This window comes from Escherichia sp. MOD1-EC6300 (assembly GCF_002965045.1).
Lineage (GTDB): Bacteria > Pseudomonadota > Gammaproteobacteria > Enterobacterales > Enterobacteriaceae > Escherichia > Escherichia coli_F.
This window is the reverse complement of the sequence record NZ_PTRH01000002.1, coordinates 69,385-82,508: the sequence shown is the minus strand read 5'-3', so window position 1 is coordinate 82,508 and position 13,124 is coordinate 69,385. Positions and strand designations below refer to the sequence as shown.

At 51.3% G+C, this 13,124-nt stretch carries 14 protein-coding genes; 6 read left to right on the top strand and 8 right to left on the bottom strand.

Translation table 11 applies throughout. The features are described 5' to 3' along the window. Window positions 1-50: 50 nt before the first annotated feature. The 3 genes from hxpA to yfbV form a co-directional block, all read right to left on the bottom strand. Window positions 51-701 carry a hexitol phosphatase HxpA gene (gene hxpA, locus BGE37_RS03160; protein WP_032184699.1) on the bottom strand — a complete coding sequence of 217 codons (651 nt, stop codon included), beginning with the start codon at window positions 699-701 and terminating at the stop codon, window positions 51-53. Window positions 702-711: 10 nt separating this feature from the next. Further along, window positions 712-1,206, bottom strand: a complete 495-nt coding sequence (locus BGE37_RS03155) for a YfbU family protein (protein ID WP_000426124.1) — start codon at window positions 1,204-1,206, stop codon at window positions 712-714. 82 nt (window positions 1,207-1,288) lie between these two features. Further along, window positions 1,289-1,744: a terminus macrodomain insulation protein YfbV gene (gene yfbV / locus BGE37_RS03150; RefSeq protein ID WP_000106627.1), complete on the bottom strand. Its 456-nt coding sequence runs from the start codon at window positions 1,742-1,744 to the stop codon at window positions 1,289-1,291. Window positions 1,745-2,081: 337 nt separating this feature from the next. On the opposite strand from yfbV, the gene ackA reads away from it, so the two are divergent. From ackA to yfcC, 3 genes are all read left to right on the top strand, one after another. Continuing rightward, complete coding sequence (ackA, locus tag BGE37_RS03145) at window positions 2,082-3,284, top strand: acetate kinase (protein ID WP_105287759.1); 1,203 nt, start codon at window positions 2,082-2,084, stop codon at window positions 3,282-3,284. A 74-nt stretch (window positions 3,285-3,358) separates the two neighbouring features. After that, complete coding sequence (gene pta, locus BGE37_RS03140) at window positions 3,359-5,503, top strand: phosphate acetyltransferase (RefSeq protein WP_000086716.1); 2,145 nt, start codon at window positions 3,359-3,361, stop codon at window positions 5,501-5,503. A 189-nt stretch (window positions 5,504-5,692) separates the two neighbouring features. After that, complete coding sequence (yfcC, locus tag BGE37_RS03135; RefSeq protein WP_001274485.1) at window positions 5,693-7,213, top strand: putative basic amino acid antiporter YfcC; 1,521 nt, start codon at window positions 5,693-5,695, stop codon at window positions 7,211-7,213. Window positions 7,214-7,245: 32 nt separating this feature from the next. On the opposite strand, the gene yfcD is transcribed toward yfcC, so the two are convergent. The 3 genes from yfcD to yfcF are packed head-to-tail and all read right to left on the bottom strand — an operon-like array spanning window position 7,246 to window position 9,097. After that, on the bottom strand, window positions 7,246-7,788 hold the full coding sequence (yfcD, locus tag BGE37_RS03130; protein ID WP_000437935.1) for an NUDIX hydrolase YfcD: 543 nt from the start codon (window positions 7,786-7,788) through the stop codon (window positions 7,246-7,248). A 57-nt stretch (window positions 7,789-7,845) separates the two neighbouring features. Continuing rightward, complete coding sequence (gene yfcE, locus BGE37_RS03125) at window positions 7,846-8,397, bottom strand: phosphodiesterase (protein WP_000772452.1); 552 nt, start codon at window positions 8,395-8,397, stop codon at window positions 7,846-7,848. 55 nt (window positions 8,398-8,452) lie between these two features. Beyond that, window positions 8,453-9,097: a glutathione transferase gene (gene yfcF, locus BGE37_RS03120; protein ID WP_000042440.1), complete on the bottom strand. Its 645-nt coding sequence runs from the start codon at window positions 9,095-9,097 to the stop codon at window positions 8,453-8,455. A gap of 135 nt (window positions 9,098-9,232) precedes the next feature. Here yfcF and yfcG point away from each other — a divergent pair, with 135 nt between their 5' ends. From yfcG to BGE37_RS03105, 3 genes are read left to right on the top strand one after another with little or no spacing between them, the layout of a single operon-like run. Continuing rightward, window positions 9,233-9,880: a GSH-dependent disulfide bond oxidoreductase gene (gene yfcG, locus BGE37_RS03115; protein WP_105277541.1), complete on the top strand. Its 648-nt coding sequence runs from the start codon at window positions 9,233-9,235 to the stop codon at window positions 9,878-9,880. A gap of 56 nt (window positions 9,881-9,936) precedes the next feature. Next, complete coding sequence (gene folX / locus BGE37_RS03110) at window positions 9,937-10,299, top strand: dihydroneopterin triphosphate 2'-epimerase (protein WP_000068457.1); 363 nt, start codon at window positions 9,937-9,939, stop codon at window positions 10,297-10,299. A 20-nt stretch (window positions 10,300-10,319) separates the two neighbouring features. Beyond that, window positions 10,320-11,213, top strand: a complete 894-nt coding sequence (locus BGE37_RS03105; RefSeq protein ID WP_105287758.1) for a TIGR01777 family oxidoreductase — start codon at window positions 10,320-10,322, stop codon at window positions 11,211-11,213. A 47-nt stretch (window positions 11,214-11,260) separates the two neighbouring features. Here the strand turns inward: BGE37_RS03105 and rpnB are convergent, their stop codons facing one another. Together rpnB and hisP are read right to left on the bottom strand one after the other, a co-directional pair. Then, window positions 11,261-12,151, bottom strand: a complete 891-nt coding sequence (gene rpnB, locus BGE37_RS03100; protein WP_000156119.1) for a recombination-promoting nuclease RpnB — start codon at window positions 12,149-12,151, stop codon at window positions 11,261-11,263. A 196-nt stretch (window positions 12,152-12,347) separates the two neighbouring features. After that, entirely contained in the window at window positions 12,348-13,121 is a 774-nt protein-coding gene (gene hisP, locus BGE37_RS03095; RefSeq protein ID WP_001293610.1) for a histidine ABC transporter ATP-binding protein HisP, read from the bottom strand. Window positions 13,122-13,124: the final 3 nt, after the last annotated feature.

The following is a 13,124-nucleotide window of genomic DNA, read 5'->3' as shown; positions in this document are numbered from 1 at the left end:
CTGCCATAAAAAAGCCCCGACGAGACGGGGCTAAATCATGATCAGGTGTTTCACTGAATAATAACATCGCCATTTGGCTGTTTGGTCACAGTAATTTGCTCCAGACTGTGGAGGACTAAATCGACCTCATTCAGGCGCGGGGTATCTGCCGGAGCGTTAACCGCAATTACATGACAACCCGCCGCCAGGCCTGAAAGCACGCCAGCGGGAGCATCTTCCACCACCACACATTCCTGCGGCGCAAGCCCCAGCAGCTGCGCGCCTAACAGATACGCATCAGGTTCTGGTTTTCCGCGCTTCACTCGCTCAGCGGTTACAAACACCTCTGGCGCGGGAAGCCCCGCTATTTTATGGCGCGCTCGCGCTACCGGCATGGAGCCAGACGTCACAATGGCCCACGGAATACCTGCTTTATTCAGATGATTGAGTAAGGCGATTGCCCCCGGAAGCGCGGTAATACCTTCGGTTTCCGTGGCCTCGATTTGCTCCAGACGCGTAAATTCGGCAGCAATGTCTGCCTCGGATTTGCCCACCATAAAATGGCGCAAAGAGGTGATGGCCTGTTTACCGTGAATGAAAGCCAGCACCTCTTCCGGCGCTAACCCATGACGTCTGGCCCAGTTGCTCCACGCCCGTTCTACCGCAGGCAGGGAGTCCACCAGCGTTCCATCAAGATCAAACAGAAAACCTTTGCACCGCACATGGGCCTCCTCAGGCGTTGATAATTTGATTAATTTCGTTGGCACTCAGATGATACTGACGCGGGCAGGCATGCCACACATTAAGCATACGCTGATATTTTTCCCACATTGGCGTCTGGGCGTTAAAACCGTGAGTTCCGGCGTCAAAATGGGTATAGCGCCCCTCCACGTTAACCATAAAGCGCACATAACCGAGATAACGAGCTTCGGTGGCGGCGTCAAAGCCGAGGAAGGTAACACGACGTTCATCGATGGACTGCTGGTCCTGCAAATTAGACCAGGACACATGCAGCGCGTGATACATCTCCATAATGTCGATGATAGTGCGGCAGGTTTCTTCTTTCAGCTCGCCAAACTCGCGATCCAGTTCACGCATCTGTAATCCATAACCACGCTCAATGATTGTTTGCAGGCGACGGTAACGTTCAGCATTTGCCGGATCGAGCATAGTCATCATCTTGTACTGGTTAGACAAAATAAGACGTTGCGCGTTGGTCATTTCCATTGTTGACTCCTGTATCACTCTACTACGGTGAAAAAAAAGAAGGCTGAGTATGCCTTCTTTTATATGCGTAATCAGGGGTCAATTACAAATCATCAAGGAAAGTTTTATCCAGTTGTTTGAAGGCACGCTTAAGCGTGTCAGCTAATGCCTGGTAATCAGGCTTGCCTTCAACGGGTGCCAACACCTGTCCAGACTCTTGCAATTTACCGCGAACTTCATAAAACCAGTTAAGGATTGCAGGAGGTAATGGCGTTACAGAACGCTTGCCCAGCCACCATAGTCCTTGCATGGGTAAACTTAAGGCGAACAGCGCAGTGGCAACTGCCGGGCCCAGTTGACCGCCCAGGGCAATCTGCCAGCAGAGAGTAAATACGGCGATTGGCGGCATAAAACGGATCGCATAGCGCGTCATCTTGATAACGCGATTTTCGACAAAGACCGGGGCAAGGCGTTTTTCCAGCGGCCACGTCTTTGAGTAATGCTGTCCCCGGCGAAACAAGCTAAAAAAATTAACAGAACGATTATCCGGCGTTGACATGCTTCACCTCAACTTCACATATAAAGATTCAAAAATTTGTGCAAATTCACAACTCAGCGGGACAACGTTCAAAACATTTTGTCTTCCATACCCACTATCAGGTATCCTTTAGCAGCCTGAAGGCCTAAGTAGTACATATTCATTGAGTCGTCAAATTCATATACATTATGCCATTGGCTGAAAATTACGCAAAATGGCATAGACTCAAGATATTTCTTCCATCATGCAAAAAAAATTTGCAGTGCATGATGTTAATCATAAATGTCAGTGTCATCATGCGCTACGCTCTATGGCTCCCTGACGTTTTTTTAGCCACGTATCAATTATAGGTACTTCCATGTCGAGTAAGTTAGTACTGGTTCTGAACTGCGGTAGTTCTTCACTGAAATTTGCAATCATCGATGCAGTGAATGGTGAAGAGTACCTTTCTGGTTTAGCCGAATGTTTCCACCTGCCCGAAGCACGTATCAAATGGAAAATGGACGGCAATAAACAGGAAGCGGCTTTAGGTGCAGGCGCCGCTCACAGCGAAGCGCTCAACTTTATCGTTAATACTATTCTGGCACAAAAACCAGAACTGTCTGCGCAGCTGACCGCTATCGGTCACCGTATCGTACACGGCGGCGAAAAGTATACCAGCTCCGTAGTGATCGATGAGTCTGTTATTCAGGGTATCAAAGATGCAGCTTCTTTTGCACCGCTGCACAACCCGGCTCACCTGATCGGTATCGAAGAAGCACTGAAATCTTTCCCTCAGCTGAAAGACAAAAACGTTGCTGTATTTGACACCGCGTTCCACCAGACTATGCCGGAAGAGTCTTACCTCTACGCCCTGCCGCACAACCTGTACAAAGAGCATGGCATCCGTCGTTACGGCGCGCACGGCACCAGCCACTTCTATGTAACCCAGGAAGCGGCAAAAATGCTGAACAAACCGGTAGAAGAGCTGAACATCATCACCTGCCACCTGGGTAACGGTGGTTCCGTTTCTGCTATCCGCAACGGTAAATGCGTTGACACCTCTATGGGTCTGACCCCGCTGGAAGGTCTGGTAATGGGTACTCGCTCTGGCGATATCGATCCTGCGATCATCTTCCACCTGCACGACACTCTGGGCATGAGCGTTGACGCAATCAACAAAATGCTGACCAAAGAGTCTGGCCTGCTGGGTCTGACCGAAGTCACCAGCGACTGCCGTTATGTTGAAGACAACTACGCGACAAAAGAAGACGCGAAGCGCGCAATGGACGTTTACTGCCACCGTCTGGCGAAATACATCGGTGCCTACACCGCGCTGATGGATGGTCGTCTGGACGCTGTTGTATTCACCGGTGGTATCGGTGAAAATGCCGCGATGGTTCGTGAACTGTCTCTGGGCAAACTGGGCGTGCTGGGCTTTGAAGTTGATCATGAGCGCAACCTGGCTGCACGTTTCGGCAAATCTGGTTTCATCAACAAAGAAGGCACCCGCCCTGCTGTTGTGATCCCGACCAACGAAGAGCTGGTTATCGCGCAAGACGCCTGCCGCTTGACCGCCTGATTCCACACCGCCAGCTCAGCTGGCGGTGCTGTTTTGTAACCCGCCAAACCGGCGGTAACGAAAGAGGATAAACCGTGTCCCGTATTATTATGCTGATCCCTACCGGAACCAGCGTCGGTCTGACCAGCGTCAGCCTTGGCGTGATCCGTGCAATGGAACGCAAAGGCGTTCGTCTGAGCGTTTTCAAACCTATCGCTCAGCCGCGTACCGGTGGCGATGCGCCCGATCAGACCACGACTATCGTGCGTGCGAACTCTTCCACCACGACAGCCGCTGAACCACTGAAAATGAGCTACGTTGAAGGTCTGCTTTCCAGCAATCAGAAAGATGTGCTGATGGAAGAGATCGTCGCGAACTACCACGCTAACACCAAAGACGCTGAAGTCGTTCTGGTTGAAGGTCTGGTCCCGACACGTAAGCATCAGTTTGCCCAGTCTCTGAACTACGAAATCGCTAAAACGCTGAACGCGGAAATCGTCTTCGTTATGTCTCAGGGCACTGACACCCCGGAACAGCTGAAAGAGCGTATCGAACTGACTCGCAACAGCTTCGGTGGTGCAAAAAACACCAACATCACTGGCGTTATCGTTAACAAACTGAACGCACCGGTTGATGAACAGGGTCGTACTCGCCCGGATCTGTCCGAGATTTTCGACGACTCTTCCAAAGCAAAAGTAAACAATGTTGATCCGGCGAAGCTGCAAGAATCCAGCCCGCTGCCGGTTCTCGGCGCGGTGCCGTGGAGCTTTGATCTGATCGCGACCCGTGCGATCGATATGGCTCGCCACCTGAACGCCACCATCATCAACGAAGGCGACATCAATACTCGCCGCGTTAAATCCGTCACTTTCTGCGCACGCAGCATTCCGCACATGCTGGAGCACTTCCGTGCCGGTTCTCTGCTGGTAACTTCCGCAGACCGTCCTGACGTACTGGTTGCAGCTTGCCTGGCTGCCATGAACGGCGTAGAAATCGGTGCCCTGCTGCTGACTGGCGGCTACGAAATGGACGCGCGCATTTCCAAACTGTGCGAACGTGCTTTCGCTACCGGCCTTCCGGTATTTATGGTGAATACCAACACCTGGCAGACTTCTCTGAGCCTGCAGAGCTTCAACCTCGAAGTTCCGGTTGACGATCACGAGCGTATCGAGAAAGTTCAGGAATACGTTGCTAACTACATCAACGCTGACTGGATTGACTCTCTGACTGCCACTTCCGAGCGCAGCCGTCGTCTGTCTCCGCCAGCGTTCCGTTATCAGCTGACCGAACTGGCGCGCAAAGCGGGCAAACGTATCGTGCTGCCGGAAGGTGACGAACCGCGTACCGTTAAAGCAGCCGCTATCTGTGCTGAACGTGGTATCGCAACTTGCGTACTGCTGGGTAACCCGGCTGAGATCAACCGCGTTGCAGCATCTCAGGGCGTAGAGCTGGGTGCTGGCATTGAAATTGTCGATCCAGAAGTGGTTCGCGAAAGCTATGTTGGCCGCCTGGTTGAACTGCGTAAGAACAAAGGCATGACCGAAACCGTTGCCCGCGAACAGCTGGAAGACAACGTGGTTCTCGGTACGCTGATGCTGGAACAGGATGAAGTTGACGGTCTGGTTTCCGGTGCTGTTCACACCACCGCAAACACCATTCGTCCGCCGCTGCAGCTGATCAAAACTGCACCGGGTAGCTCCCTGGTATCTTCCGTGTTCTTCATGCTGCTGCCGGAACAGGTTTACGTTTACGGTGACTGTGCGATCAACCCGGATCCGACCGCAGAACAGCTGGCAGAAATCGCGATTCAGTCCGCTGATTCCGCCGCGGCCTTCGGTATCGAACCGCGCGTTGCAATGCTCTCCTACTCCACCGGTACTTCTGGTGCAGGTAGCGACGTAGAGAAAGTTCGCGAAGCAACTCGTCTGGCGCAGGAAAAACGTCCTGACCTGATGATCGACGGTCCGCTGCAGTACGACGCTGCGGTAATGGCTGACGTTGCGAAATCCAAAGCGCCGAATTCTCCGGTTGCTGGTCGCGCTACCGTGTTCATCTTCCCGGATCTGAACACCGGTAACACCACATACAAAGCGGTACAACGTTCTGCCGATCTGATCTCCATCGGGCCGATGCTGCAGGGTATGCGCAAGCCGGTTAACGATCTGTCCCGTGGCGCACTGGTTGACGATATCGTCTACACCATCGCGCTGACTGCGATTCAGTCTGCACAGCAGCAGTAATCTCGTCATCATCCGCAGCTTTGCGCTGCGGATACCTGAACCGGAAATAGTCACTATTTCCGGTTTTTTATTCTCTTAAATTGCATTAATCCTTTCTGATTATCTTGCTTAACTGCGCTGCATCAATGAATTGCGCCATCTCACTTTGCATACTTACCACTTTGTTTTGTGCAAGGGAATATCTGCGCTATGTCCGCAATCACTGAATCCAAACCAACCAGAAGATGGGCAATGCCCGATACGCTGGTGATTATCTTTTTTGTTGCTATTTTAACCAGCCTTGCCACCTGGGTAGTTCCGGTGGGGATGTTTGACAGTCAGGAAGTGCAGTATCAGGTTGATGGTCAAACAAAAACACGCAAAGTCGTAGATCCGCACTCATTTCGCATTCTGACTAACGAGGCGGGCGAACCTGAGTATCACCGCGTGCAACTGTTCTCGACGGGCGATGAACGCCCGGGCCTGATGAATTTCCCGTTTGAAGGATTAACCTCAGGATCGAAATACGGGACAGCCGTTGGCATCATCATGTTTATGCTGGTGATTGGCGGCGCGTTTGGCATCGTGATGCGTACAGGAACCATTGATAACGGCATCCTGGCACTTATTCGGCATACACGCGGGAATGAAATTCTCTTTATCCCTGCCTTGTTTATTCTCTTTTCACTTGGCGGCGCGGTATTTGGTATGGGGGAAGAGGCCGTCGCCTTTGCCATTATCATCGCACCGCTAATGGTCCGGCTGGGCTATGACAGTATTACCACCGTCCTGGTGACTTATATCGCCACGCAAATCGGTTTTGCCAGTTCGTGGATGAACCCGTTTTGTGTGGTTGTTGCTCAGGGGATCGCTGGTGTTCCGGTGCTTTCTGGCTCCGGTTTGCGCATCGTGGTATGGGTAATCTCTACTCTGATTGGTCTGGTCTTCACTATGGTGTACGCCTCGCGGGTGAAAAAGAATCCGCTGTTGTCACGCGTTCATGAGTCCGATCGTTTCTTCCGCGAAAAACAGGCGGATGTAGAACAGCGTCCATTTACCTTTGGTGACTGGCTGGTATTGATTGTTTTAACCGCCGTCATGATCTGGGTAATTTGGGGCGTTATCGTCAATGCCTGGTTTATTCCAGAAATAGCCAGCCAGTTCTTCACGATGGGGCTAGTTATTGGCATCATCGGCGTTGTTTTCCGCCTAAACGGTATGACGGTTAATACCATGGCTTCATCCTTCACCGAAGGGGCGCGAATGATGATCGCCCCTGCCCTACTGGTGGGTTTCGCCAAAGGGATTTTGTTGCTGGTCGGTAACGGTGAAGCGGGTGATGCCAGTGTGTTAAATACCATTCTAAACAGCATTGCCAATGCCATTAGCGGTCTGGATAACGCAGTTGCAGCCTGGTTTATGTTGCTCTTCCAGGCGGTATTTAATTTCTTCGTGACATCCGGTTCTGGTCAGGCGGCGTTAACCATGCCGTTACTGGCACCGCTTGGCGATCTGGTCGGTGTTAACCGTCAGGTTACCGTGCTGGCGTTCCAGTTTGGTGATGGCTTCAGTCACATCATTTACCCGACCTCGGCTTCGTTAATGGCAACGCTCGGTGTTTGTCGGGTGGACTTCCGTAACTGGCTGAAGGTGGGCGCGACACTGCTTGGACTGCTGTTTATTATGTCCAGCGTCGTGGTTATCGGTGCTCAGTTGATGGGCTACCACTAAAAATGTTAAGAGCCGCAATTGCGGCTCTTTTTTCATTCTGCCGTTTCAGTCTCTACGGCTTCATTTTTGGCATTGCGCTTCATCCACAACGCCAGCGCTTTCAGCGAGTCTGGAGTGAACTCATCGCAGCGTGCGGTGATTTCTTCCGGCGTCAGCCAGCAAACTTCACTGACTTCATCTTCCTGTAGGGCGAAGGGACCGTGCGAGACACAACTGAACAACGCGCCCCAGACACGGCAATTTTTATCTTCGAAATAGAACTGCCCGTGCTCGGCAAAGGGGACACCGGCAATGCCCAACTCTTCTTCCGCTTCGCGACGCGCGGACTCCAGCAGTTGCTCATCGGCCTGGACCACACCGCCTGCGGTCGCATCTAACATGCCGGGTAAAAAGTCTTTTGTCTCGGTACGACGCTGGACCAGAATTTTGCCCATGCCATCATGCACGACGATGTAAGTTGCACGATGACGCAGACACTGTGCCCGCATTTGTTCCCGGCTGGCTTGTGCAATGACTTCATTCTCTTCATTGACAATATCCACCCATTCAGTACTTGCCAAACGACGCTGTTCCATTATCAGGAAACCTTCTTTTTCTGGCGCTCTTACGGCGCATTTTGAGTTGTGGGTAAATTACGGATTAATCGCGACCTGCGCAATGATACTTTGATCATTGAGTGCGATTACACTCAGTACGTCATTATCCAGCATGCCATAACTCGCCGGATTACCGCCTTTCGGAATACTCACCGAGCCGGGGTTGAAGTGGAATATCTCCCCCCGCTGTTCTGCCACTGGCAAATGGGTATGACCGTACACCAGCACATCGTTCTGGTTTAAAGCGGGCAGATTTTCCGGACCAAATAGATGACCATGCGTCAAAAACAGACGTTGTTTTTCCAGTAATACCTGTTGCCACGGCGCGGTTATTGGGAAATGCAGCAGCATTTGATCCACTTCGCTGTCGCAGTTGCCGCGCACAGCGATAACTTTATGTGCCACTTCATTAAGCCGTTCAGCGACTTTGGCTGGCGCGTAACCCTCCGGTAAAGCATTACGCGGGCCGTGATTCAACACGTCGCCAAGGATCACCAGCCACTGGGCACCGCTTTGGGCAAACAACTCCAGAACACGTTCCGTCGCCGGTAACGACCCATGAATGTCCGATGCAAACATCAGTTTCATCACTCACTCCTCGTCGAAAAAACGTAAGCTATGATACTGGATTCTGTCGTTGCTATCAGCCAGATTGCTTCGCCGAAAGTGCAATAAAACGCTGGACAGACGCTCGCTGCCACTGGAATGTTGCATAATCCACCAGGCGTTCTGGCACCTCATCGCCATGTAGTACCAGGCGGTTAATCATTAGCGCCAGATCAGTATCAGCAATGCACCATTCACCAAATAAATTCGGCTGACCCAGTGCTAACAAATGTTCTGCCATCGCGAACAGTTTCTCTGCACTGGCTTTTCCCTCCGCCGTTAATGGCGCTTTTTTCGCACCCGCAAAGACAACATCCGTCGGACGTTCTTCGCGGATGGGCATCAGATCGCTACGCAGCCAGGCCTGAATCTGTCGTGCACGCGCACGATTTTCTAAATCAAGCGGATAAATGCGTTCCCAGGTCGGTGGCGCAAATCGATCTTCCAGATACTCCGCAATGGCAGAAGATTCACTCAACTCAAAATCATCGATTTGTAATAACGGCACACGGCGTGTCTGACCGTAACCTTGCCACGTCGGCTGCAAATGTTCACCGCTGTCGAGGTCGATGGTCTTGATATGAAACGACAGGCCTTTTTCCTGCAACGCCACCCAGGCGGATAACACATAAGGGGAGAAAAAATGGGCATCTGACCAAAGCGTGATAGCGGGTTTACTCATTATGTCCTCGGCAATAAAGGGGGCTTGCTATCAAACTATAGAGCCTTTTTGTCACTGTCACGTGACGAATACTCACGCAAGTCGTCGCGCTTTCTATACTTGTGGTGTTCAGATGATTAGACAACCGGAGCTGCAATGATCGATCTCTATTTCGCCCCGACGCCAAATGGTCACAAAATTACGTTGTTTCTCGAAGAGGCAGGACTGGATTATCGCTTGATTAAGGTAGACCTGGGGAAAGGTGGCCAGTTTCACCCGGAATTTTTGCGCATTTCGCCTAACAACAAAATTCCGGCAATTGTTGATCATTCCCCAGCCGATGGCGGCGAACCGTTAAGCCTCTTTGAGTCCGGGGCCATATTGTTGTATCTGGCGGAGAAAACGGGACTCTTTTTGAGTCATGAAATGCGTGAACGCGCCACCACATTACAGTGGCTATTCTGGCAGGTAGGCGGGCTGGGGCCGATGCTTGGGCAAAATCATCATTTTAATCACGCTGCACCACAAACCATTCCTTACGCTATTGAACGTTATCAAGTTGAAACTCAGCGTCTGTATCACGTGCTGAACAAGCGGCTGGAAAACTCGCCCTGGCTGGGCGGAGAAAATTACAGCATTGCGGATATTGCCTGCTGGCCGTGGGTTAATGCCTGGACTCGCCAGCGCATTGACCTCGCAATGTATCCTGCAGTTAAGAACTGGCATGAGCGGATCCGTTCGCGCCCTGCCACCGGGCAGGCACTGCTAAAAGCACAACTCAGTGATGAGCGTTCGGATAGTTAACAGAAACAGGTTCTCGTGTATTATTTAATCCTAAGTAAAACAACGGAGAACCTGCAATGGCACAACCTGCCGCTATTATTCGTATAAAGAACCTTCGTTTACGTACGTTTATCGGAATTAAGGAAGAAGAAATTAACAACCGTCAGGATATAGTTATCAACGTGACGATCCACTACCCCGCCGATAAAGCGCGCACCAGCGAAGATATCAACGATGCGCTGAATTATCGCACCGTAACGAAAAACATTATTCAGCACGTAGAGAATAACCGTTTCTCTTTGCTGGAGAAATTAACTCAGGATGTGCTCGATATCGCACGTGAACATCACTGGGTAACGTATGCTGAAGTAGAGATCGATAAACTGCACGCGCTGCGCTACGCTGATTCGGTATCCATGACCTTAAGCTGGCAGCGTTAACCGCCATATCGGGAGGCTGCATGAACATAGTGATCACCGGAGGGACGGGATTAATTGGTCGCCATTTGATTCCACGTTTGCTGGAGCTGGGCCATCAAATCACGGTAGTGACACGTAACCCGCAGAAAGCCAGTTCCGCTCTCGGCCCCCGGGTGACACTATGGCAAGGGCTTGCAGATCAAAGCAACCTCAATGGCGTTGATGCGGTAATCAACCTGGCTGGAGAACCGATTGCCGATAAACGCTGGACTCACGAGCAAAAAGATCGTCTCTGCCAAAGCCGCTGGAATATCACGCAAAAACTGGTCGATGTAATTAATGCCAGCGACACGCCGCCGTCGGTACTCATTTCCGGTTCGGCAACGGGCTATTATGGCGACTTAGGTGAAGTGGTGGTTACCGAAGAGGAACCGCCGCATAACGAATTTACCCACAAACTCTGCGCTCGTTGGGAAGAGATTGCCTGTCGGGCGCAAAGCGACAAAACACGTGTGTGCCTGCTGCGTACCGGCGTGGTGCTGGCACCGGACGGCGGGATCCTCGGTAAAATGCTGCCGCCGTTTCGTCTTGGCCTGGGCGGGCCGATTGGCTCCGGTCGGCAGTATCTGGCCTGGATTCATATCGATGATATGGTCAACGGTATTCTCTGGCTGCTGGATAACGAGCTGCGCGGGCCGTTTAATATGGTTTCGCCCTACCCGGTACGCAATGAACAATTTGCCCATGCGCTCGGTCATGCGCTGCATCGCCCGGCCATTTTGCGCGTCCCCGCGACCGCTATTCGACTGTTAATGGGCGAATCTTCAGTACTGGTATTAGGTGGACAACGAGCATTGCCTAAACGGCTGGAAGAAGCGGGTTTTGCGTTTCGCTGGTACGATTTAGAAGAAGCGCTGGCGGATGTTGTTCACTGATGTGGTGTACTGCAAACATCCGCCAGTTAATTCCCGGTGTTACAGGATTAGTGGCTTTGCGCGATTAGGTCGTCTGGTGAAAGTCGGGTCAGCGTCAGGATGACTTCGTGGTCAAATCCTTTTTCCAGCATCTCCTGAGCAATACGCAGAGCTTCTTCGTGTTTGCCCTGCATTGCGCCTTCTTCACGTAATCTGTCAGCAATGGTCATCAGTTTCTCCTTTTCTTGTGGTGCTCGTTCCGCTATCTCACCAATAAATGCACGGAAACGCTGGGCATCTCCCGTTTGTAATACGTAATTAAACAGGGCTTTTAGCTGTCTGTCATTAGTGTTCCCTGTAACTAGCAGCGAAACAATTTGGTCGACTAATCCCAACAGATCGCGCTGACGAATATGTTTCTGAATTAACTCCAACAGCGCCATTTTGCGATGTTGCATAATCTCGTCATCCGGCACCACGGTAATATCCACCAGCGGAAAAGCCGATGAATATATTTTGCGGGCTATAGCAGGCTCGGCAAATTCATCAAGCCAGCAGAGTGAATAAGGATAAGGACTTCTGCAACCATGATAAAACAGCATTGGGATCACCAATGGAAGCTCTTTATAGCCTGCATCCAGATGGTTTTGCATCGCCGCGATGGAATAGCGCATCATGCGAAAAGCCATTAATTCCTCCGGCTTACTTTGGTGCTCTATCACCACATAAATATAACCCGCTCCCTCCTGCGTTTTCACAGACCACAAGAGGTCGGAATAATATTGCCGCAGATCTTCATCAATAAAACTGTTTGGTTCCAGTTTGAGCGTCGTTAAATCACACAGTTTGCGCAGCGGCGCGGGAAGATGAATATCAATAAAATCCCGCGCGGTGTCTGGATGGCGTAAAAAAGATTTAAATACCGCATCATGCGGCGTGGAAGTTGTCGATATTGTCATGGCGTTCCGTCACCCCTCAAATTTAAGATGACGCGACAATAACCACGATTTACACCCAATGCAGCAGGCAGTTTTTATCTTTGGACAGCGAATTCAGAAGTATTTTTAGCGGACTGCAACTTTTACATTTCAGCGGAAACGGACTCGCAAATTTCCCTTGAAAATACTCCGGCAGCGTTAGCCACCGGAGGGGGAGTTATTTCAGCGATCCCTTAAGGAACTGTTGCAGACGAGGGCTTTTCGGGTTGCCAAATAACTGCTCCGGCGCGCCTTCTTCCTCTATTTTCCCCTGATGGAGAAAAATGACGTGAGTAGAAACATGGCGAGCAAAGCCCATTTCGTGAGTCACCACCACCATGGTTTTTCCCTCTTCTGCCAGTTGCTGCATAATACGCAGCACTTCGCCTACCAGTTCAGGATCGAGCGCCGAGGTAGGTTCATCAAACAGTAAAACTTCCGGTTCCATCGCCAGCGCCCGCGCGATGGAAACACGCTGTTGCTGACCACCGGACAGATGCACCGGGTATTTCCCCTGCGCACGTTCGTCTATCCCGACTTTCGCCAGATACTTCACCGCCCGCTCGCGCGCTTCCTGCTTGCTCAGGCCTAACACCTGAATCGGCGCTTCCATGACGTTTTCCAGCACCGTCATATGGCTCCAGAGATTGAAGTGCTGGAATACCATCGTCAGGCGTGTGCGCAGTAAGCGCAGCTGATTTTTATCGGCGACTTTGAGTTGACCGTCTTTATCGCGCACCAGATTGATCGTCTGGCCGTTAACGACGATCGATCCTTCGCTCGGTTTTTCGAGGAAGTTAATGCAGCGCAGAAAGGTACTTTTCCCCGATCCCGACGATCCGATGATACTTATGACATCACCGGCATTCGCTTGCAGTGAGACCCCTTTCAGCACTTCGTGTTCGCCGTAGCGTTTGTGCAAATCGATAACGTTTAATTTATTCTCGGACATCGT